Below are 19,823 nucleotides of genomic sequence, written 5' to 3' on the forward strand. Positions count from 1 at the left end.
ATCATGGCACTGATTAAACTAAAACCAACGACACCGGGACAACGTGCTGTATTGCGCGTTGTTAACAAGGAATTGCATAAGGGTAAGCCTGTTGCAGCCTTGCTGGAAAAGCAAACGAAGACTGCCGGCCGTAACAACAACGGTCATATTACGACTCGTCATATGGGTGGCGGTCATAAGCAGCACTATCGTCTGATTGACTTCAAGCGTAATAAGGATGGTATTCCTTGCACGGTTGAGCGTCTCGAATACGATCCAAACCGCAGCGCTAATATCGCACTGCTGTTATATGTGGATGGTGAGCGTCGCTATATCATTGCACCTAAGGGTATCTCAGCAGGTGCTGCGCTGATCAGTGGTTCGGAAGCTCCGATCCGTAACGGCAATGCAATGCCTTTGCGCAATATTCCAGTCGGTTCAACGATCCACTGTATCGAAATGTTGCCAGGTAAGGGTGCTCAGTTGGCACGCTCTGCCGGTACTTCGGTTCAATTGTTGGCTCGCGATGGCAGCTACGCTCAATTGCGTTTGCGTTCAGGCGAAATCCGCAAGGTTCATATCGATTGCAAAGCAACACTGGGCGAAGTGGGTAATTCAGAGCACAGCCTGCGTTCTATCGGTAAAGCTGGTGCAATGCGCTGGCGCGGTGTTCGTCCTACCGTTCGCGGTGTGGTCATGAACCCGGTCGATCACCCGCACGGTGGTGGTGAAGGTAAGACTGCAGCAGGTCGTCATCCGGTCAGCCCATGGGGTGTTCCGGCTAAGGGCTTCCGCACTCGTCGAAACAAGCGCACAAACAGCATGATAGTGCGTCGTCGTTTTAAGGCTTAAGGGGTAATTAAACATGGCACGTTCCATTAAAAAAGGTCCATTTGTTGATGCACATCTGCTCAAGAAGATTGAGACAGTACGCGCAACGAATGATAAGCGCCCGGTTAAAACCTGGTCTCGCCGTTCTACGGTGTTGCCTGAGTTTGTCGGTTTGACGATTGCGGTACACAACGGTAAGCAACACATTCCCGTGTACGTTTCTGAAAACATGGTTGGTCATAAGTTAGGTGAATTTTCCCTGACTCGTACCTTCAAGGGTCATGCTGCTGATAAAAAAGCAGTGAAGAGATAAGGGAGGCATGATGACTTTAACTACCGCAGTTGCAAAAAATATTCACCTCTCCGCACAAAAAGGCCGTCTGGTCGCGGATCAGATTCGCGGATTGCCGGTTGCTCAGGCGCTCAATATTTTGAATTTCAGCCCTAAAAAGGGTGCTGGAATTATCAAGAAGGCACTGGATTCTGCAATCGCTAATGCCGAGCACAATGATGGTGCTGATATTGACGAATTGAAAGTCAAGGTAATCTATATTGACAAGGCTTCATCGCTCAAGCGCTTTATGGCTCGTGCGAAGGGTCGCGGCAATAAGATCGAAAAACAGACTTGTCATATCACTGTTAGCGTCGGAAGCTGAGGATAAATTATGGGACAGAAAATTCACCCAACCGGTTTCCGGTTAAGTGTTCGCAAGAACTGGGATTCTAAGTGGTTCGCTAACAGCGCTAATTTCGCTGACATGCTGCTCAAAGATATCGAAGTTCGTGCTTACTTGAAGAAAAAGCTGGCGTCGGCAATGGTCTCTAAGATCATCATCGAGCGTCCTGCTAAGAGTGCAAAGGTTACGATCTACACCGCGCGCCCAGGTATGGTTATCGGTAAAAAGGGCGAGGACATTGAAGTGTTGCGCGCTGAGCTGCGTCGTCGTATGGGTCTGCAATCGGTTGATCTTGCAATCGAAGAAGTACGCAAACCAGAAATCGATGCTCAACTGATCGCTGATAACATCACCGCTCAGTTGGAAAAGCGCATCATGTTCCGTCGTGCGATGAAGCGTTCGATGCAAAATGCAATGCGTCTCGGTGCTCTTGGCATTAAGATCATGAGTGCAGGTCGCTTGAACGGTATCGAAATCGCCCGTACCGAATGGTATCGCGAAGGCCGTGTGCCATTGCATACATTGCGTGCAGACATTGACTACGGTACCTCGGAAGCTCAAACAACCTACGGCATTATCGGTGTCAAGGTTTGGGTCTACAAGGGTGATATCGGTCAGGAAGTTGCAGCACCCGCAGCTGCTGAACCGGAAAAACGAGTAAAAAAGCCAGGAGCTAAGCATGCTACAGCCAGCTAGAAGAAAATACCGTAAGGAACAAAAGGGCCGCAATACCGGAATTGCCACACGTGGCAACAAGGTAAGCTTCGGTGAATTTGGTCTCAAATCGGTTGCGCGCGGTCGTTTGACTGCACGTCAGATTGAAGCCGCACGTCGTGCAATGACACGTCACATCAAGCGTGGTGGTCGTATCTGGATTCGTGTATTCCCGGACAAGCCTATCTCCAAGAAGCCAGCCGAAGTTCGTATGGGTAATGGTAAGGGTAATCCTGAGTACTACGTTGCCGAGATTCAACCTGGCAAGATGTTGTATGAAATGGACGGCGTCAGTGAAGAATTGGCTCGTGAAGCGTTTAAGCTGGCATCTGCAAAGTTGCCGCTTGCGACTGTGTTTGTTGTCAGACAGGTAGGTGAATAACATGAAAGCTAGTGAACTCAAGCTTAAGTCGAAGTCGGAGCTGCAAGAAGATCTGCTTTCTCTGACTCGTGCTCAATTTGGCCTGCGTATGCAAGTCGCGACGCAACAAATGACTAAGACCAGCGAAGTGCGCAAGGTTCGTCGTGACATTGCGCGCATTAAAACCGTAATGAAGCAGAAGGATGTTCAGTCATGAGCGAAACTACAGTTAAACGTACCCTGACCGGTACAGTTACAAGTGACAAAATGGACAAGACGGTTACCGTCTTGGTTGAGCGCAAAGTGAAGCACCCATTGCTGGGTAAGATCATTCGCGTTTCCAAGAAGTACCATGCTCACGATGAAAATAATGAGTGCCACACAGGCGATGTTGTTACGATTGAAGAGTGTCGTCCTCTGGCAAAAACTAAAGCCTGGCGTGTAGCTAAAGCCGCTTAACATTTTTGTTTGCAATTTCAGCTTGCAAATTATTTTAATTTGCATATAATACGCGGCTTCGTTACATCGCCGCTTGCGGCGTCCTTAACCCGAACGGGTTCCAAAACTGGCCGCCGTAAGCGGAAAAAGTTGGAGATTAAATAATGATACAAATGCAGTCTGTTTTAGATGTGGCTGACAATACTGGTGCGCGCTCTGTTATGTGCATCAAAGTTTTGGGCGGTTCTAAGCGTCGTTATGCTTCCGTTGGTGATGTTATCAAGGTAAGTATCCGTGATGCGGCTCCGCGTGGTCGTGTAAAGAAGGGCGAAGTTTACAATGCTGTAGTCGTTCGCACGGCTTATGGTGTTCGCCGTTCAGATGGTTCGCTGGTTAAGTTTGATGGCAATGCAGCAGTGTTGTTGAACGCAAAGCTGGAACCAATTGGTACTCGTATTTTCGGACCAGTTACACGTGAGCTTCGCACTGAAAAGTTTATGAAGATCGTTTCGCTTGCACCTGAAGTGCTCTAGCGTTAACGGGTCGATCGAGGAAAAACATGCGTAAGATTAAAAAGAACGATGACGTAATTGTGATCGCTGGTAAAGACAAAGGTAATCGCGGTAACGTTTTGAGCGTTTCAGGTGATTATCTGCTCGTTGGCGGTATCAATAAAGTCAAAAAACATCAGAAGCCAAATCCGGTAAAGGGTGAAGCGGGCGGTATCATCGAAAAAGAATCGAAAATACATATTTCAAACGTGGCTTTGTTTAACGCCGCTGCGAATAAGGGTGATCGAGTCGGTATTAAAACGCTGGAAGATGGACGCAAAGTACGCGTTTTCAAGTCCAACGGCGAAGTTGTTGACGCTTAAGGGGTATAGGGCATGGCTCGTTTGTATGATATTTATAAGGAAAAGATCACTGCAGATCTTATGACGCAATTCGGTTATAAGTCAGTGATGGAAGTACCGTGTATCGAAAAGATCACCTTGAACATGGGTGTGGGTGAAGCGGTTGCTGACAAGAAGGTTATGGATTTCGCGGTTGGTGATATGCAGAAGATCGCAGGTCAAAAGCCTATCGTTACGATGTCTAAGAAGTCGATCGCCGGCTTTAAGATTCGTGAAGGTTATCCGGTTGGTTGTAAGGTCACGTTGCGTAAAGATCGCATGTATGACTTTCTCGATCGTCTGATTTCTGTTGCAATTCCCCGTATCCGCGATTTTCGTGGTATTTCCGGGAAGTCTTTTGATGGTCGTGGTAACTACAACATGGGTATCAAAGAGCAGATCATATTTCCAGAAATTGAATATGAAAAAGTCGATGCATTGCGTGGTATGAATATCACGATCACGACTTCCGCGAAGACTGACGAAGAAGCTCGTGCTTTGTTGTTGGCTTTCAAACTCCCATTAAAGAAATGAGGGATTACTAATGGCTAAGATGTCATTGATTAACCGTGACCTGAAGCGTCGCGAGATCGTCGAAAAGTTTGCTGCAAAGCGCGCTGAATTGAAGGCTACGATTTCAAATGTGAGTGCATCTGATGAAGATCGTGCTGCTGCTCGTTTGAAGTTGCAAGCCTTGCCGCGCGATTCAAGTCCGGTTCGTTTGCGTAATCGCTGCGCTTTGACTGGTCGTCCTCGCGGAACATTCAGGAAGTTTGGTTTGGGTCGCATTAAGGTTCGTGAATTTGCGATGCGTGGTGAGATTCCTGGCATCACTAAGGCTAGCTGGTAGGAGTAATAATTATGAGCATGAATGATCCAATTTCCGATATGTTGACGCGCATTCGCAATGCGCAGATGGCTGAAAAAGCAAGCGTATCAATGCCATCTTCAAAATTGAAGGTTGCAATTGCAGAAGTTCTTAAAGAAGAGGGCTATGTTGACGGCTTCAAAATCGAACAAGGAACGCCTGGTAAGGCTACTTTGGAAATCGGTCTGAAGTACTACAGCGGTCGTCCTGTAATCGAAAAAATTCAGCGCATCAGCCGTCCGGGATTGCGTATTTACAAGGGTAACACCGATATTCCTAAGGTTATGAATGGTCTGGGAATCGCGATTGTTTCTACTTCCAAGGGTTTGATGACCGACCGCAAAGCACGCGCCAATGGTATTGGTGGCGAAGTATTGTGCGTAGTCGCGTAGTGAGGTAAGTATGTCTAGAGTAGCCAAGAATCCTGTTGTAGTCCCTGGTGATGTTGAAGTTACTATGGCTGCAAATGAAATAACTGTAAAAGGCCCGTTGGGTGTTCTGAAGCACGGTTTGACTGCTGACGTGAGCGTTGTTCGCGAAGGCGATGCGCTCTTGTGTTCCGCTACTAGCGGATCCAAGCAGTCAAATGCGATGTCAGGAACCATCCGTGCTTTGCTGGCCAATATGGTGCATGGCGTGAGCAAGGGTTTTGAGCGTAAGTTGCTTCTGGTTGGCGTGGGTTACCGTGCACAAGCCGTAGGCGATACGTTGAACCTGACACTGGGTTTTTCTCACCCTGTAAATTACGTGATGCCAGATGGCGTTGTAGTGACAACACCTACTCAGACCGAAGTGGTTCTGAAGGGTGCTGACAAACAACGCGTAGGCCAGGTTGCCGCAGAAATTCGCGCTTTCCGTTCTCCAGAGCCTTACAAGGGCAAGGGCGTTCGTTATAGCGATGAAGTGGTGGCTCTGAAAGAAACCAAGAAGAAATAATTGAGGCGGATATGTTGAATAAAAAAGCATCTCGTCAGCGCAGAGCACGCAAAACCCGTGCCCGCATTGCTGAACAAAGAACCGTACGTCTGGCAATTCACCGTACAAATATGCATATCTACGCTCAGATCATATCTGCATGCGGCGGTAAGATTCTTGCAAGTGCATCCAGTTTAGAAGCGGATGTTGCCAAGGACCTGGCTAATGGTGGAAACAAGGCGGCAGCTAGCGTCGTGGGTCAACGTATCGCTGAGAAGGCAAAGAGTGCAGGTATTACTCAGGTCGCCTTCGATCGTTCCGGTAATCGTTATCATGGTCGTGTTAAGGCGTTGGCAGAAGCTGCGCGTGAACATGGTCTGCAGTTCTAATTGGAGTTGAGCAATGGCTAAGCCGCAAGGAAAAATGCAAAAAGAGGAACGCGATGATGGCATGATCGAAAAAATGATCGCCGTTAATCGCGTCACCAAAGTCGTTAAGGGTGGCCGTATTATGGGCTTCGCTGCTCTGGCTGTCGTTGGTGATGGTGATGGTCGTATTGCAATGGGCAAGGGTAAGTCCAAGGAAGTTCCAGTTGCTGTACAAAAGGCAATGGAAGAATGCCGTCGTAACCTGTTCAAAGTGAATCTGAAGAATGGCACATTGCATCACGCTGTTATCGGTACTCATGGCGCAGCTAAGGTTCTGATGCGTCCTGCTGTTGAGGGTACTGGAATTATCGCCGGTGGCGCAATGCGTGCTGTTTTTGAAGCTGTTGGTGTACGCGACGTTTCAGCTAAATGCCTGGGTTCGAGCAATCCATACAACGTCGTTCGTGCAACATTGAATGGCTTGAAGGCGTTGAATGCACCGTCTGAGATTGCTGCTAAACGCGGCAAGAATCTTGACGAAATTTTGGGGTAAGAAATGACACAAGCCAAAACTATTAAAGTGACACAACTCAAGAGCCAGATTGGCACTAAGGAATCGCATCGTGCTACGTTGCGCGGTCTTGGGTTGCGTCGTATCAATCATACTGTTGAACTGGAAGATACACCTTGCGTTCGCGGTATGATTAACAAAGTGTTTTACCTGGTTAAGTACGAGGCTCAATAATGCAACTTAATACTATTCAAGCAGCACCAGGTGCTAAGCACTCCAAGCGTCGCGTTGGCCGTGGTATCGGTTCTGGCCTCGGCAAGACCTGTGGTCGTGGTCACAAGGGGCAGAAGTCTCGTGCAGGCGGTTTTCATAAGGTCGGTTTCGAAGGCGGTCAAATGCCTTTGCAGCGTCGTTTGCCTAAGCGTGGTTTCGTTTCTTTAACTCGCAATGACACCGTTGAAGTTCGTCTGGGCGATCTGGATTCATTGCCGGTTTCATCCATCGATCTGTTGGCGCTGAAGCAAGCAGGTATCGTTCGTGCCGGTGCTTTGGGCGCTAAGGTTTTTCTTTGCGGTGAAATTACTCGCGCAGTTGCGTTGCAGGGTCTGCTGGTCACCAAGGGTGCCCGTGCAGCGATTGAAGCTGCTGGCGGTAGTATCGCTGAGTAAGAAGGCAGAACGTGAGCAAAGTTGCTAAGGATGCACCTAAGGCCAAGTACGGGGATTTAAGCACCCGTCTTTGGTTCTTGCTGGGCGCACTGGTCGTGTTTCGTATCGGTGCGCACATTCCGGTTCCGGGAATTGATCCGGTTGTACTAGCTGACTTGTTTAAAACGCAAAAGAACGGCATTCTGGGCATGTTTAACATGTTCTCAGGTGGCGCTCTGTCGCGTTTTACCATTTTTGCTTTAGGTATTATGCCGTACATTTCGGCATCCATTATCATGCAGTTGGCTTCTATCGCTGTGCCGTATCTGGAGCAGTTGAAGAAGGAGGGTGAATCGGGTCGTCGTAAGATTACTCAATACACTCGCTACGGAACGCTTGGTCTGGCTGTATTTCAGTCGTTCGGGATTTCTGTTGCACTTCAAGCTCAGCCTGGTCTGGTGCTTCATCCGGGATCCATGTTCCAGATGACTACGATGATCACACTGGTAACGGGAACGATGTTCCTGATGTGGTTAGGTGAGCAGATTACTGAGCGCGGTTTGGGCAACGGTATTTCTTTGATCATCTTTGCAGGTATCGCGGCAGGTCTTCCTAGTGCGATTGGCAGCACGCTTGAACTGGCTCGTACGGGTGCATTTTCGATCCCGCTGGTGCTGTTTCTGTTTGTTGGTGCGATTGCGGTGACGGCTCTGGTTGTCTTCGTCGAGCGCGGTCAGCGCAAGATACTGGTCAACTATGCCAAACGTCAGGTGGGTAACAGGGTCTATGGCGGGCAAAGTTCTCATTTGCCTTTGAAACTGAATATGGCGGGTGTGATTCCTCCGATTTTTGCTTCAAGTATCATCCTGTTTCCAGCGACGATTGCCGGTTGGTTTGGTAACTCCCAAGGCATGGGTTGGTTGAAAGATGCGAGTCAGATGTTGTCTCCGGGTCAGCCGATTTATGTACTGGCTTATGCGTCTGCGATTTTGTTCTTTTGCTTTTTCTATACGGCGCTGGTTTTCAGTCCTAAAGAAACAGCGGATAACCTGAAGAAGAGCGGTGCATTTTTGCCCGGTATTCGTCCGGGAGAGCAAACTGCCAAGTACGTTGAGAAGATTATGTTGCGTCTGACTTTGATCGGCGCGGTGTATATCACGCTGGTTTGTTTGTTGCCTGAATTTTTGGTTGTCAAGTTCAACGTGCCGTTCTATTTCGGTGGTACGTCGCTGCTGATTCTCGTTGTCGTCACTATGGATTTCATGGCACAAGTGCAGTCGTATCTGATGACGCACCAGTATGACAGTTTGCTGAAAAAGGCTAATTTTAAAGGTGGGTTGTCGCGCTAATGGCAAAAGAAGATGTAATTCAGATGCAAGGTGAGATTGAGGAATCGTTGCCTAATGCAACATTCCGCATCAAGCTGGAAAATGGTCATGTTGTTCTAGGTCATATCTCAGGTAAAATGCGCATGCACTATATTCGCATCTTACCTGGTGATAAGGTGACGGTTGAGTTGACACCTTACGATTTGAGCCGTGCTCGTATCGTATTCCGTGCCAAATAGTTTTTAGTTAGGAGAAGTAAATGAGAGTTCAAGCATCAGTAAAAAAGATCTGCCGTAACTGCAAGATCGTTATTCGTAAACGTGTTGTGCGTGTAATTTGCACTGAGCCACGTCACAAGCAACGCCAAGGTTAATTTTTAAACTTTGGTTTTTGATGATATAATTTTCGTTTTTTAAAGATAGGGTAGCTGCATGGCACGTATTGCAGGGGTAAACATCCCAAACCATCAACACGCTGTAATTGCTTTAACAGCAATTTACGGTATCGGACGAGTTCGTTCGCAAGGTATTTGCGCGGCAGCAGGGGTCACCCCCAGCGTCAAAATGAAAGACTTGACTGACGCAGAAGTTGAAAAACTGCGCGAAGAAGTCGCCAAATTCACCGTAGAGGGTGATCTTCGTCGTGAAACAACGATGAATATCAAACGTCTGATGGATCTGGGTTGTTATCGCGGCGTGCGTCATCGTCGTGGTCTGCCTTGTCGCGGACAGCGTACTCGCACTAACGCGCGTACACGTAAAGGTCCGCGCAAAGCTATTTCCGGATCTAAGAAGTAAGTTTGCTTTAACGCATTAGAGGATTTAATCATGGCTAAGCCAAGCACGAAAGTGCGTAAAAAAGTTAAAAAGAACGTAGTAGAAGGTATTGCTCACGTTCACGCTTCCTTTAACAACACGATCGTAACGATCACGGATCGTCAGGGCAATGCTCTGGCTTGGTCCACGAGCGGTGCGAATGGTTTTAAGGGTTCGCGTAAGAGTACTCCGTTTGCTGCTCAGGTTGCTGCTGAAGTTGTCGGCAAATCTGCTGCTGAATGTGGAGTTAAGAATATTGAAGTGCGTATCAAGGGCCCAGGTCCTGGTCGTGAATCTACAGTACGTGCATTGAATGCAGCTGGTTTTAAGATCACAAGCATTTCTGATATTACGCCGGTACCGCACAACGGTTGCCGTCCGCCTAAAAAGCGTCGTATCTAATTTATTTGGGAGTTGATCTTGGCTAGAAATCTTGATGCAAAATGCCGTAAGTGCCGTCGTGAGGGCGAAAAGCTCTTTCTGAAGGGCGAAAAATGCTTTACCGACAAGTGTGCTGTTGAGCGTCGTGCGTATCCACCTGGTCAGCATGGCCAGCGTCGTAACACACGTTTGTCAGAGTACGGTGGTCAGTTGCGTGAAAAGCAAAAAGTTCGTCGTATCTATGGCGTTCTTGAGCGTCAGTTCCGTCTGACTTACAAAAAGGCTGAAGCTTCACGCGGTATTACCGGTGAGTCTTTGCTGCAATTGCTTGAATCGCGTCTGGATAACGTGTCGTACCGTATGGGTTTTGGCGCATCTCGTGCTGAAGCGCGTCAGGTTGTGCGCCACAATGCCCTGCTGGTCAACGGCAAGCGAGTGAATATTCCTTCCTATCAAGTGCGTCCTGGTGACGTAGTTGAAGTGGCTGAAAAGTCAAAGGCTCAGTTGCGTATTAAGGCCGCTATTGCAGCTGCCGAAACGCGTGGCTTTCCCGAGTGGATTGAAATGGACACTAAAGCATTCAAGGGTACATTCAAAGCCAACCCACAACGTGCTGAACTGCCTGCAACCATCAACGAGCATCTCGTGGTTGAGTTGTATTCCAAGTAATCCACGCGGAGTAGCTTATGTATAACAATGATTTTTTGAAGCCTCGCATTATTGAAGTTCAAAAGATTTCCGAGACCCAGGCTAAAGTGGTCATGGAACCTTTTGAGCGTGGCTTTGGCCACACTTTAGGTAATGCTCTGCGTCGCATTTTGCTGTCTTCTATGGCCGGTGCTGCACCGACCGAAGTGAAGATGTCCGGTGTGTTGCACGAGTACGCAACGATAGACGGCGTGCAGGAAGACGTTGTTGATATCCTGCTGAATCTCAAAGGTGTTGTTCTGCGTCTGCATGGCGTTAAAGAAGTCGTTCTGACCTTGAAAAAGGAAGGTTTCGGCGTCGTTACTGCTGCGGATATCAGTGCAAATGCTGAAGTTGAAGTGTTGAATCCTGAACACGTGATTGCTCATCTGACTGCCGGCGGTAAGCTGGATATGCAGATTAAGGTTGAGCAGGGCCGTGGTTATGTTTCCGCAATCTCACGTCAGTTGCCTAATGAAACGCGTGCGGTAGGGCACATCGCGCTGGATGCTTCATTCAGCCCTGTGAGCCGTGTTAGCTATGCGGTTGAGAGTGCACGTGTTGAACAGCGTACCGACCTCGACAAGCTGATCATGACGATCGAAACCAACGGTGCAATTGATCCTGAACAAGCGATACGCAATGCAGCGCGTATTCTTGTTGATCAGTTCTCTGTGTTCGCGGCATTGGAAGGTACTGAGCCTGTTGTTGAAAAGGAACATGTTCCTCAGGTTGATCCTATCCTGTTGCGTCCGGTCGATGATCTGGAGTTGACACCACGTTCTTCGAACTGTCTGAAGGCACAAAGCATTCATTACATCGGCGATCTGATTCAATACAGCGAAAACGATCTGTTGCGCACCCCGAATCTGGGCCGCAAGTCTCTGAATGAGATCAAGCAGGTTCTTGCCGAGCACAATTTGTCGCTGGGTATGAAGCTGGAAAACTGGCCCGTCGCTGTTGCATAGGCCGTTAGTAGAATAACTGAAGTTTAAGAGAGGCAAATTATGCGTCACCGTTTAGGTTTAAGAAAACTCAACCGTACCAGCAGTCACCGTCTGGCAATGTTCCGCAACATGACAGTTTCGCTGTTGCGTCACGAAGTCATCAAGACTACCCTGCCTAAGGCTAAGGAACTGCGTCGCGTTGCAGAACCTATCCTGACGTTGGGCAAGACTCCAACACTGGCTAATCGCCGTCTGGCATTTGCCCGTCTGCGTGACCGTGAAATGGTTACCAAGTTGTTTGAAGAGCTGGGCCCACGCTACGCAACACGCAACGGCGGTTATTTGCGCGTTCTGAAGTTCGGTTTCCGTCAAGGCGACAATGCTCCTATGGCATTGGTTGAACTGATGGACCGCCCTGCTGATGCTGAAGTTGTTGACGCTGAGTAATCTGTTGATTGATCTGTGTTAAACAAAAAGCCGGATTATTCCGGCTTTTTGCTATTATGCGCATTACTTTGCTGTGAGTTTCGTATATTTAATCGGGAGTCAGTATGTCAAATTGGTTTGAGGATAATTCCAAGTCTGTCGGTCACACCCCGCTGGTGCGCCTCAATCGCGTAACGGATGGCGCGCCGGCTACGATACTGGCAAAGATTGAAGGCCGTAATCCCGGCTACTCGGTTAAATGTCGCATCGGTGCTGCGATGGTGGAGGATGCTGAGCAGCGCGGGCTGCTGGGTCCCGATACGCATCTGGTTGAACCGACCAGCGGCAATACCGGCATTGCGTTGGCCTTTGTTGCGGCGGCGCGCGGCATTCCGTTGACGCTCACCATGCCTGAGACGATGAGCATAGAGCGGCGTAAATTGCTGCTGGCCTATGGCGCGACACTGGTGTTGACAGATGGCGCTAAGGGGATGAGCGGGGCCATTGCAAAGGCCGAGGAAATCGCGGCATCGAATCCGGCTAAATATCTGTTGCTCCAGCAATTCAAGAATCCCGCTAATCCCGCTATTCATGAAAAAACTACCGGCCCTGAAATTTGGCAGGATACCGATGGCAAGATCGATATTCTGGTGTCTGGCGTCGGTACGGGCGGCACGATTACGGGCATTTCCCGCTATATCAAAAATACTCAGGGGCGTGCCATTACGACGGTGGCGGTTGAGCCTGCCGCCAGTCCGGTGCTGTCTCAGCGGCGTGCAGGTGAGCCGCTCAAGCCCGGGCCGCATAAAATTCAGGGGATCGGCGCAGGCTTTGTGCCCGACACGCTGGATCTGTCGCTGGTTGATCAGATTGAACAGGTGTGCAACGAGGAGGCGGTGCTATATGCGCGTCGCCTAGCGCGCGAGGAAGGCATACTGGCGGGGATCTCCTGCGGTGCGGCGGTTGCTGTGGCGGTGCGCTTAGCGCATCTGCCGGAAAATTCCGGTAAAACGATTGTCGTTATTTTGCCAGATTCCGGTGAGCGGTATCTAAGCTCGATTCTGTTCGAAGGCCTGTTCGACGATAAGGGTGTTGCACTCTGACGCTCGCGGTCTATGTTTTTTTCAGCCTGCTTTTGCGGGCTATATTGAATATCAAGGAAATTAAATGAGTTTGAAATGCGGTATCGTAGGTCTTCCCAATGTGGGTAAATCCACCCTGTTCAATGCCCTTACCAAAGCTGGTATCGCGGCGGAAAACTATCCCTTCTGTACCATTGAGCCTAACGTCGGTATTGTCGAAGTGCCGGATCCGCGTATGGATGAGCTAGCCAAGATCGTAAAGCCACAGCGTATGCAGCCTGCTATTGTTGAGTTTGTGGATATTGCCGGTCTGGTGGCGGGTGCCTCCAAGGGGGAAGGGCTGGGCAATCAATTTCTGGCCAATATTCGCGAAACGGATGCCATCGTCAACGTGGTGCGTTGTTTTGAAGATGAAAATGTCGTGCATGTCGCCGGTCGTGTTGACCCGTTGTCGGACATTGAGGTTATTCTCACTGAGTTAGCGCTGGCTGACATGGCGGTGGTTGAACGAACCTTGCATCGCGACGGTAAGAAAGCCAAGTCGGGCGACAAGGATGCGATCAAGATGGTGGCGGTGCTGGAAAAGCTGTTGCCGCATCTAAACGAAGGCAAGCCTGTGCGTACGTTCGGTCTCTCCGATGACGAGAAGGAAATCGTCAAGCCGCTGTGCATGTTGACCATCAAGCCTGCGATGTATGTGGGTAATGTGATGGAGGATGGTTTCGAAAATAACCCGCATCTGGATCGCTTGCGCGAATATGCGGCAAAAGAGGGCGCGCCGGTCGTGGTGCTGTGCGCCAAGATCGAAGCGGAGCTGTCCGATCTGGATGATGCCGACCGACTGGAATTTTTAGCGGATCTGGGGCTGGATGAACCCGGTTTGAATAAGTTGATCCGCGCAGGGTATGACTTGCTCGGGTTGCAAACTTACTTTACTGCCGGGGTGAAGGAAGTGCGCGCGTGGACGATCCATAAGGGCGACACGGCGCCACAGGCGGCGGGCGTCATCCACACTGATTTTGAACGCGGATTTATTCGTGCTCAGACCATTGCCTTTAGCGATTTTATCGCCTGCGGCGGTGAAGCGGGTGCCAAGGAAAAGGGCAAGATGCGCGTCGAAGGTAAGGAATATGTCGTGCAGGATGGCGATGTGTTGAATTTCCTGTTTAACGTGTAAACAAGGCAATGGATAATTGATAATTATCAATTGTTAATTAATGAATAGTGTCAGAGCGCAATCCTTAATCAATAATTCCTTGAAGGAGGATGCATGATGCAAGACGTCATGTGGTTGCCGACTGTTAACTGTCCATTTTCAATTTACACTTATCAATTGTTCTTTTCATGACCCCGCGTACCTGGCAGTTGCTGCGACTGTTGGCAGACGGCGAGTTTCATTCCGGCGTTGCGCTGGGGCGTCAGTTAGGGGTCTCGCGCGCGACGGTGTTTTCTGCGCTGTCCTCCGTTACCGAATTCGGCGTGCAGCTGCAACGGATACGCGGTCGTGGCTACCGTCTGCTGCCGGCCTGGCAGCCGCTGGAGGCGGATCAGGTCAATGCGGCATTAACTGAGAATGCGGCCTGTTTTCAGCTTGAAATTTTGCAGCAGGCCACTTCCAGTAATACTGAGTTGCTGCGGCGTGCCTCGCTGGGTGCTACCAGTGGCTGTGTGCTCGCAGTCGAGCTGCAAACCGGCGGGCGCGGTCGTATCGGTCGTAGCTGGCATACCGGCTTAGGCAATGCGCTGACTTTTTCCCTGTTGTGGCGTTTTAACTGCGGCCTGAATGCGCTCTCCGGGCTGAGTTTGGCGGTGGGCGTGGCCATCATGCGCGCGCTGCAGCGTTTTGAGGTGGCAGGTGCGGGTCTTAAATGGCCCAATGACATCCTGTCCTCCGATGGCAAGCTGGGCGGCGTGTTGATCGAGGCGCAGGGGGATATGTACGGCCCCAGCAGTGTCGTGATCGGCATCGGTCTCAATTGCAGTCTGCCGAATTCGCTGGCGCAGCTCATCACCCAGCGCGCAGCGTCACTCGATCAGTTGTGCTCGCGTGCGCCCGACAGAGCTCAGTTGCTGGCTGCGATTTTGCAGGATTTGGCGGGCGTTTTGCAGCAGTTTTCCTCAAGTGGCTTTGCCGGTTTTCAGGAGGAGTGGCAGCGTTACCATTTGCAGCAAAATCTTCCCGTTCGTCTGGCTATGCCTGATGGAAGCAGCGTGAACGGCATTGCGCTGGGTGTCAGTGATTCGGGTGAGCTCAGGCTTGCAACAGCGGACGGTGTAAGGCTGTTTAACTCAGGGGAGGTGGGCGCTTGTTGAGGCTGCTGATCGATGCCGGCAACACCAATATCAAGATCCAGCAGGTCGAAGGGGATTGGTGCCAGCCCGTGTGTGTGTTGCCTGTCAATCGGGCTTGCGAGCTCGAGGACTATTTTCCTGTATCCGCTTGCTCCGTGTGGGTCAGCAACGTGGCGGGCTCTGCGCTGGGTGAGCGCATCCGTGCCGTCTGTGCGGCGCGCGGCTGCACAGTGACCTTTATCGCGTCACAAGCTTTGCAGTGCGGCGTGCAGAACACCTATACGCAGCCGTCGAGTCTGGGTACGGACCGCTGGGCGTCGCTGATTGCCGCGTGGGCGTTGCAAAAACGCGCCTGTCTCGTGGTGGGAAGCGGGACGGCCACGACGATCGATGCCTTATCTGACGGGGGCGAGTTTTTAGGCGGGCTGATCTTGCCTGGCATCGCGCTGATGCAGCAGGCGCTGGCGGGTGCTACGGCGCAGTTGCAGCTTGCAGGCGGTGAGTATGCCGCTTTTCCGCTCACCACGGCCGATGCGATCTTCAGCGGCGCGCTGCAGGCCACTTGCGGTGCGATCGGCTTGCAATATGCGCGGCTTGCTGCGGACGATGCGCCGGTGCTGCTGTGTGGGGGGGCTGCCCGCTTGTTGTCCGAACACTTAAATTTACCGCGGCAGATACAGGATAATCTGGTCTTGCAGGGCTTATTGATAATTGCACGTGAAAGTGGTGGCGCATGAAAAAAATACTCTGGGCATTGATCGCTGTAAATGTGATTTTTTTCGCAGTCATGAAGTCCGGGATTTTTGAGGGGCATCCGGATGCGCCAGTGCTGGCGGCGATCAATGCTGACAAGATCACGCTTACAATTACGGCACCATCAGTGCCTGTCGCCGTCTCTGAACCTGTTGCGATATCCGCTGTGCTGGCAGTTTCAGAGCCGGTGTTGCCGGCTCCTGTCGCTGCGATCGTCGCGACCCGTTCCTGTTTTGAATGGGGTGAATTTACCGGGGCTGAGCTTGATAAGGCGGCTGCTGCCTTGAACAAGATCGTGCCGGGCGACAAGCTCAGTCAGCGCGAAGTTGATCGTGTCATCGGTTTCTGGGTTTATATCGCGCCCTTAAAGGATAACGGCGCGGTCATTCAGAAGTTGGCTCAGCTCAAGGCGCGCGGTGTGACGGATTTTTTTGTTGTGCAGGAAGCGGGGGAGTGGCAGAACGCAATTTCCCTTGGGTTATTTAAAACCCGCGAGGCGGCGCAAAGTTTTATTGAAGGTCTGCGTAAAAAGGGTGTGAACTCGGCCAAAATGGGCGAGCGATCCAGTAAAAGCAAGACGGTAATATTCGTATTCGATGGTCTGGATGTCAAAATGAGTGCGAAATTGGCGGTTTTGCAAAAAGAATTTGCTGCAAGTGAGTTAAAGAGTGTTTCTTGCCATTGACACGGGGCACTGAAATCTGGACAATGCTGACCTCTTCGGTGATATAGCTCAGGTGGTTAGAGCGCAGCACTCATAACGCTGAGGTCGGTGGTTCAAATCCACCTATCACCACCAATAAAAAGGCAATGTAATCAAAAGATTACGTTGCCTTTATTCTTTTATTTTCCCTTGACGTCTTCCCGCTGATCACTATTCGCTCACGCTGAGGGGCGAATGGACGCTAATAATGAACCAGAACCCGCTGGCAGAACTTTTTGCTACCTCAAATATCTCGACATTCACGATAAGGTGAAGAAATAAACCGAACCTGAAAAAGTCTCGGTGCTGGAAGAGGTGGATTTTGAATTGAGCCTGATCCGCCGCGACGAGATCAATGTGGCGTATATCCTGAATCTGCTGATCAATCTGAAGGGGTTGCCGCCCGAGGAAGCCCGGAAGCGCCAGAAGGCGATTCTCGACATGCTGGCAGGCTAAGTGCAGCTGCGCAGCAAGCGCAAACTGATCGAAGCGTTCATCGAGGGTAATCTGCCCAAGCTCAAACTGGACGACAACGTGATTGCCAAGTTTGAAAGCTGCTGGACGCGGCAACGACAAAACGCCTTTGTGTAGCTGTGTCGCGACGAGCAGATCAAACCTGCTCAATTTGAAAAGCTGCTACAGACCTATGCGTTCGCCAACCGCCTGCCCAAGGATCAGGAAATCGCGGAGTCGCTGAGCTTCAAGCCGAAGATAGTGGAACGCAAATTTATTCTGGCGCGCACCCATGCAAGTCATTCCTTTGCGCATGCGGAGCAGCAATGCGCTGGCGGACTGTGTTTCGGACGTAAAAAAACCAGCCGGAGCTGGTTTTTTTAATGCTGATGCCTGCTTAGTCTTTGCTGAACAGTTGTGAAACCATCCACAATGCAAAAGCAATTGCCATGATCATGGTGCCTACAGATGCTACGGTTGCGATAATTGACATATTTACTCCTCCCGAGAGTTACTAAATTGAACATTAAAAACAACTGTGCGAACTTTAGCACAAATTTTTTTTAAGTAAAATATTTTTGTTCATAGATATGTAAGCCCGGCGCTAATTAGCGCAGGCAAAGCAGGGTAATCTAGGGAGTGTTAAGGAGCGCTGCAGCGCTCCGGGCGGAATGGATTTATTCGCCCTTTACTAATTGAGTGATCATAAAGATAGAAAAACCAACAAATATGATGACGGTGCCTAATGAAGCGATCGTTGCGATAATAGCCATTTTTATTTTCTCCCTGATAGTTCCATAGCTCAATTATCGAAAAATAGTTGACTGAAACGTTGCAGATTATAATAGCAAATTTGTCGGAAATGTGAGTTTTTTAATCGTGAGGTCATAAAATAGTTGTTAACCGTACAACTTTTCGTCATCGCTGATTTTTAGGGGGTATTTAGCAAATAACTTTCTGGAAATGCTTGTATGAATAAGGATGTCGTTGCATTCCATTTTGCAAAAGCTTAGGCTTACGGCCGTATCGATACTGTTCACCGGGAGTGACGGTGCGGGGGCATTTGATAGTCGCTGTTAACCGTGTTGCGCATCAGTCTATGTAGGCTTTAACTCATGCTTAAAAAGGGATCTTAAAATGAGCATCAGAACTAAACTTAGAATTTTAGGCTTCGTGACTTTGAGCGGGCTGGGATTGATTTTGATGGTGACTATTTTTGGGCTGAATGCGATTCAGGAAGCCGGGGATACCGCTCATCGCAGGGAGGCGTATGTCATCGACCTGCTCGAAGTGAAAGCCAGCGCGCTGTCGACTATTATGCTGGATCCGGCTTTGTCAGAAACCAAAGAGGTTTTTTCTGCCGCGGCTCAAAATATCGAGTTGCATGGCGCGATTGCGGTTAAGACGATTAAGCGCGAAGCCATACGCGACGAGTTGAAAAGCATCCTTGGCCAATGGGATCGCTACAACAAGGATTCGCAATCGCTGATCCAGTTGGGGCAGACCGACATAAAAACGGCCACTGAAAAATTAGTTCCTTTGTATAACGGTGAATTCAAGCCCTTCCAGTCTGCGCTGGAAAAATTCATCGGTGTGCGGCAGAGTGAAGCTGCGCAGGCAAGAGAGCAGGCGACGGAAGTTTCAGGCAGAATCTTCTGGCAGTTGATTGCCCTCATCGGGCTGATCGCTGCCGTGAATGTGTTTGTGGTGCTGAATCTTGCCCGCTCATTGCAATCAGGTTTGCGGGGCATCCAGCAAAAGATCGTCTTGTTGAAGCAGGGGGATTTAACTCAGCGCCTGCCCTCGGATATGGACGATGAACTCGGTGAAATTGCGGCCGGGGTGAATTCATTCGTGGATGAGTTGCAACATATCGTCAAAAACACCCGCGATTCTGCCGATATGGTGGCCAGTTCAGCCCGTCAATTGGCCGCCGCTGCGGCGCAAGTACTGGATAATGCAAATCATCAGGGTGAGACGACCTCGTCCGTTGCGGCTTCCGTTGAAGAATTTTCTGTCAGTATCGATCAGGTTGCAGATAGTGCGGCGCAGGCTGAGAAAAAAGCGGCCATGTCGGGTGAATCCTCACGGCACGCGGGCGATGAAGTGGCCAGTGCAGTGGCGGAAATCAGGAATATCGAAAAGGTGGTTAACGACGCCTCGGGACAGATTGAGTCGCTGGGTATGAAAGCCGAGGAGATCAGCAGCATTATCAATGCAATCAGGGAAGTGGCTGATCAGACTAACTTGCTGGCATTGAATGCGGCGATTGAAGCTGCGCGGGCGGGTGAGCAGGGGCGCGGATTCGCCGTGGTTGCCGATGAGGTGCGCAAGCTGGCTGAACGTACGACGCAATCTGCGCAGGAAATTACCAGCATGATAGGCTCGATTCAGGTTCAGGCAAAAAATTCTACCAGTGTGATGCGCCGCGGTAATGAGATGGTCACGCACGGTGTGATGCTGGCTGAAAATGCAGGCGGCTCGATGAGTCAAATCAACGAGGGCGCATCGGATGTGGTTAAGGCGATCGGCGATATTTCCGATGTGTTGCGCGAGCAAAAAAATGCCAGTGCGGAAATCGCCCGAAATATTGAGCAAATTGCGCAAATGAGCGAGGAAAGCGTGGGCGCGGTCTCTGAAGTGTCATCGGCTGCCGGGCGGTTGGAGAAGCTGGCGGCAGGCCTGCAACAGGAAGTTGCCCGGTTTACGGCCTAGATTTTTTTACAATTTGCCGAGATTTGAATTAATGTTTTTT

General features: G+C 50.1%; 33 protein-coding genes, 1 tRNA gene and 1 pseudogene. All 35 read left to right on the forward strand.

All coding sequences use genetic code 11. The features are described 5' to 3' along the window. The first annotated feature begins 3 nt into the window (after positions 1–3). Complete coding sequence (rplB, locus tag GALF_RS02855) at positions 4–831, forward strand: 50S ribosomal protein L2 (protein ID WP_013292546.1); 828 nt, start codon at positions 4–6, stop codon at positions 829–831. Between the two features lie 13 nt (positions 832–844). Beyond that, positions 845–1,123, forward strand: coding sequence for a 30S ribosomal protein S19 (gene rpsS, locus GALF_RS02860; protein WP_013292547.1), 279 nt, complete (start codon positions 845–847; stop codon positions 1,121–1,123). Between the two features lie 10 nt (positions 1,124–1,133). Further along, the gene (rplV, locus tag GALF_RS02865) at positions 1,134–1,466 is read left to right on the forward strand and encodes a 50S ribosomal protein L22 (RefSeq protein ID WP_013292548.1); all 333 of its coding nucleotides are present in this window, start codon (positions 1,134–1,136) and stop codon (positions 1,464–1,466) included. Between the two features lie 9 nt (positions 1,467–1,475). Beyond that, on the forward strand, positions 1,476–2,183 hold the full coding sequence (gene rpsC / locus GALF_RS02870; RefSeq protein WP_013292549.1) for a 30S ribosomal protein S3: 708 nt from the start codon (positions 1,476–1,478) through the stop codon (positions 2,181–2,183). Further along, entirely contained in the window at positions 2,167–2,583 is a 417-nt protein-coding gene (gene rplP, locus GALF_RS02875) for a 50S ribosomal protein L16 (RefSeq protein ID WP_013292550.1), read from the forward strand. The genes rpsC and rplP overlap by 17 nt, the downstream gene beginning before the upstream one ends. 1 nt (position 2,584) lies before the next feature. Beyond that, on the forward strand, positions 2,585–2,779 hold the full coding sequence (gene rpmC / locus GALF_RS02880) for a 50S ribosomal protein L29 (protein WP_013292551.1): 195 nt from the start codon (positions 2,585–2,587) through the stop codon (positions 2,777–2,779). Beyond that, on the forward strand, positions 2,776–3,021 hold the full coding sequence (gene rpsQ / locus GALF_RS02885) for a 30S ribosomal protein S17 (RefSeq protein WP_013292552.1): 246 nt from the start codon (positions 2,776–2,778) through the stop codon (positions 3,019–3,021). Before rpmC ends, rpsQ begins: the two co-directional genes overlap by 4 nt. A gap of 143 nt (positions 3,022–3,164) precedes the next feature. Beyond that, positions 3,165–3,533 (forward strand): 50S ribosomal protein L14, encoded by a 369-nt coding sequence (gene rplN, locus GALF_RS02890; protein WP_013292553.1) that lies wholly within the window; start codon positions 3,165–3,167, stop codon positions 3,531–3,533. A gap of 26 nt (positions 3,534–3,559) precedes the next feature. Continuing rightward, positions 3,560–3,874 carry a 50S ribosomal protein L24 gene (gene rplX / locus GALF_RS02895; protein WP_013292554.1) on the forward strand — a complete coding sequence of 105 codons (315 nt, stop codon included), beginning with the start codon at positions 3,560–3,562 and terminating at the stop codon, positions 3,872–3,874. 12 nt (positions 3,875–3,886) lie between these two features. Next, entirely contained in the window at positions 3,887–4,426 is a 540-nt protein-coding gene (gene rplE, locus GALF_RS02900; protein WP_013292555.1) for a 50S ribosomal protein L5, read from the forward strand. A gap of 10 nt (positions 4,427–4,436) precedes the next feature. Continuing rightward, positions 4,437–4,742, forward strand: coding sequence for a 30S ribosomal protein S14 (rpsN, locus tag GALF_RS02905; RefSeq protein WP_013292556.1), 306 nt, complete (start codon positions 4,437–4,439; stop codon positions 4,740–4,742). 11 nt (positions 4,743–4,753) lie between these two features. Then, positions 4,754–5,152 (forward strand): 30S ribosomal protein S8, encoded by a 399-nt coding sequence (rpsH, locus tag GALF_RS02910; RefSeq protein ID WP_013292557.1) that lies wholly within the window; start codon positions 4,754–4,756, stop codon positions 5,150–5,152. A 10-nt stretch (positions 5,153–5,162) separates the two neighbouring features. After that, positions 5,163–5,696 (forward strand): 50S ribosomal protein L6, encoded by a 534-nt coding sequence (gene rplF, locus GALF_RS02915; protein ID WP_013292558.1) that lies wholly within the window; start codon positions 5,163–5,165, stop codon positions 5,694–5,696. 14 nt (positions 5,697–5,710) lie between these two features. Beyond that, the gene (rplR, locus tag GALF_RS02920) at positions 5,711–6,064 is read left to right on the forward strand and encodes a 50S ribosomal protein L18 (protein WP_041938206.1); all 354 of its coding nucleotides are present in this window, start codon (positions 5,711–5,713) and stop codon (positions 6,062–6,064) included. Positions 6,065–6,077: 13 nt separating this feature from the next. Then, positions 6,078–6,596, forward strand: coding sequence for a 30S ribosomal protein S5 (rpsE, locus tag GALF_RS02925; protein WP_013292560.1), 519 nt, complete (start codon positions 6,078–6,080; stop codon positions 6,594–6,596). Positions 6,597–6,599: 3 nt separating this feature from the next. After that, positions 6,600–6,788, forward strand: coding sequence for a 50S ribosomal protein L30 (rpmD, locus tag GALF_RS02930; protein WP_013292561.1), 189 nt, complete (start codon positions 6,600–6,602; stop codon positions 6,786–6,788). Next, the gene (rplO, locus tag GALF_RS02935; RefSeq protein ID WP_013292562.1) at positions 6,788–7,222 is read left to right on the forward strand and encodes a 50S ribosomal protein L15; all 435 of its coding nucleotides are present in this window, start codon (positions 6,788–6,790) and stop codon (positions 7,220–7,222) included. The genes rpmD and rplO overlap by 1 nt, the downstream gene beginning before the upstream one ends. Positions 7,223–7,233: 11 nt before the next feature. After that, on the forward strand, positions 7,234–8,550 hold the full coding sequence (gene secY / locus GALF_RS02940) for a preprotein translocase subunit SecY (RefSeq protein WP_013292563.1): 1,317 nt from the start codon (positions 7,234–7,236) through the stop codon (positions 8,548–8,550). Then, positions 8,550–8,768 carry a translation initiation factor IF-1 gene (infA, locus tag GALF_RS02945; RefSeq protein ID WP_013292564.1) on the forward strand — a complete coding sequence of 73 codons (219 nt, stop codon included), beginning with the start codon at positions 8,550–8,552 and terminating at the stop codon, positions 8,766–8,768. The genes secY and infA overlap by 1 nt, the downstream gene beginning before the upstream one ends. Positions 8,769–8,788: 20 nt before the next feature. Next, complete coding sequence (rpmJ, locus tag GALF_RS15210; RefSeq protein ID WP_013292565.1) at positions 8,789–8,902, forward strand: 50S ribosomal protein L36; 114 nt, start codon at positions 8,789–8,791, stop codon at positions 8,900–8,902. 58 nt (positions 8,903–8,960) lie between these two features. Next, positions 8,961–9,326, forward strand: coding sequence for a 30S ribosomal protein S13 (gene rpsM, locus GALF_RS02950; protein ID WP_013292566.1), 366 nt, complete (start codon positions 8,961–8,963; stop codon positions 9,324–9,326). 30 nt (positions 9,327–9,356) lie between these two features. Continuing rightward, entirely contained in the window at positions 9,357–9,746 is a 390-nt protein-coding gene (rpsK, locus tag GALF_RS02955) for a 30S ribosomal protein S11 (protein WP_013292567.1), read from the forward strand. Positions 9,747–9,764: 18 nt separating this feature from the next. Then, positions 9,765–10,394 (forward strand): 30S ribosomal protein S4, encoded by a 630-nt coding sequence (gene rpsD, locus GALF_RS02960; RefSeq protein WP_013292568.1) that lies wholly within the window; start codon positions 9,765–9,767, stop codon positions 10,392–10,394. Positions 10,395–10,411: 17 nt separating this feature from the next. Next, positions 10,412–11,380 (forward strand): DNA-directed RNA polymerase subunit alpha, encoded by a 969-nt coding sequence (locus GALF_RS02965; RefSeq protein ID WP_013292569.1) that lies wholly within the window; start codon positions 10,412–10,414, stop codon positions 11,378–11,380. Between the two features lie 39 nt (positions 11,381–11,419). Then, positions 11,420–11,806 (forward strand): 50S ribosomal protein L17, encoded by a 387-nt coding sequence (gene rplQ, locus GALF_RS02970; RefSeq protein WP_013292570.1) that lies wholly within the window; start codon positions 11,420–11,422, stop codon positions 11,804–11,806. A gap of 104 nt (positions 11,807–11,910) precedes the next feature. Further along, positions 11,911–12,888 (forward strand): cysteine synthase A, encoded by a 978-nt coding sequence (gene cysK, locus GALF_RS02975; protein WP_013292571.1) that lies wholly within the window; start codon positions 11,911–11,913, stop codon positions 12,886–12,888. Positions 12,889–12,952: 64 nt separating this feature from the next. Then, positions 12,953–14,044, forward strand: coding sequence for a redox-regulated ATPase YchF (gene ychF, locus GALF_RS02980; RefSeq protein ID WP_013292572.1), 1,092 nt, complete (start codon positions 12,953–12,955; stop codon positions 14,042–14,044). A 167-nt stretch (positions 14,045–14,211) separates the two neighbouring features. Then, positions 14,212–15,180 (forward strand): biotin--[acetyl-CoA-carboxylase] ligase, encoded by a 969-nt coding sequence (locus GALF_RS02985; protein WP_013292573.1) that lies wholly within the window; start codon positions 14,212–14,214, stop codon positions 15,178–15,180. Next, positions 15,174–15,896 (forward strand): type III pantothenate kinase, encoded by a 723-nt coding sequence (locus tag GALF_RS02990; RefSeq protein ID WP_013292574.1) that lies wholly within the window; start codon positions 15,174–15,176, stop codon positions 15,894–15,896. Before GALF_RS02985 ends, GALF_RS02990 begins: the two co-directional genes overlap by 7 nt. Beyond that, the gene (locus GALF_RS02995; protein ID WP_013292575.1) at positions 15,893–16,597 is read left to right on the forward strand and encodes an SPOR domain-containing protein; all 705 of its coding nucleotides are present in this window, start codon (positions 15,893–15,895) and stop codon (positions 16,595–16,597) included. Before GALF_RS02990 ends, GALF_RS02995 begins: the two co-directional genes overlap by 4 nt. Positions 16,598–16,634: 37 nt before the next feature. Further along, positions 16,635–16,711, forward strand: a tRNA-Met gene (locus tag GALF_RS03000). 201 nt (positions 16,712–16,912) lie between these two features. Continuing rightward, positions 16,913–17,071, forward strand: a pseudogene (locus GALF_RS15830) (type I restriction endonuclease subunit R, EcoR124 family); the annotation flags it as partial. After that, positions 17,072–17,206: a hypothetical protein gene (locus GALF_RS16010; protein WP_263053279.1), complete on the forward strand. Its 135-nt coding sequence runs from the start codon at positions 17,072–17,074 to the stop codon at positions 17,204–17,206. Positions 17,207–17,360: 154 nt separating this feature from the next. Further along, positions 17,361–17,489 carry a hypothetical protein gene (locus GALF_RS16015; RefSeq protein WP_263053280.1) on the forward strand — a complete coding sequence of 43 codons (129 nt, stop codon included), beginning with the start codon at positions 17,361–17,363 and terminating at the stop codon, positions 17,487–17,489. A gap of 716 nt (positions 17,490–18,205) precedes the next feature. Further along, positions 18,206–19,783: a methyl-accepting chemotaxis protein gene (locus GALF_RS03005; RefSeq protein WP_013292578.1), complete on the forward strand. Its 1,578-nt coding sequence runs from the start codon at positions 18,206–18,208 to the stop codon at positions 19,781–19,783. Positions 19,784–19,823 lie beyond the last annotated feature (40 nt).

Source organism: Gallionella capsiferriformans ES-2 (assembly GCF_000145255.1).
GTDB classification, from domain to species: domain Bacteria; phylum Pseudomonadota; class Gammaproteobacteria; order Burkholderiales; family Gallionellaceae; genus Gallionella; species Gallionella capsiferriformans.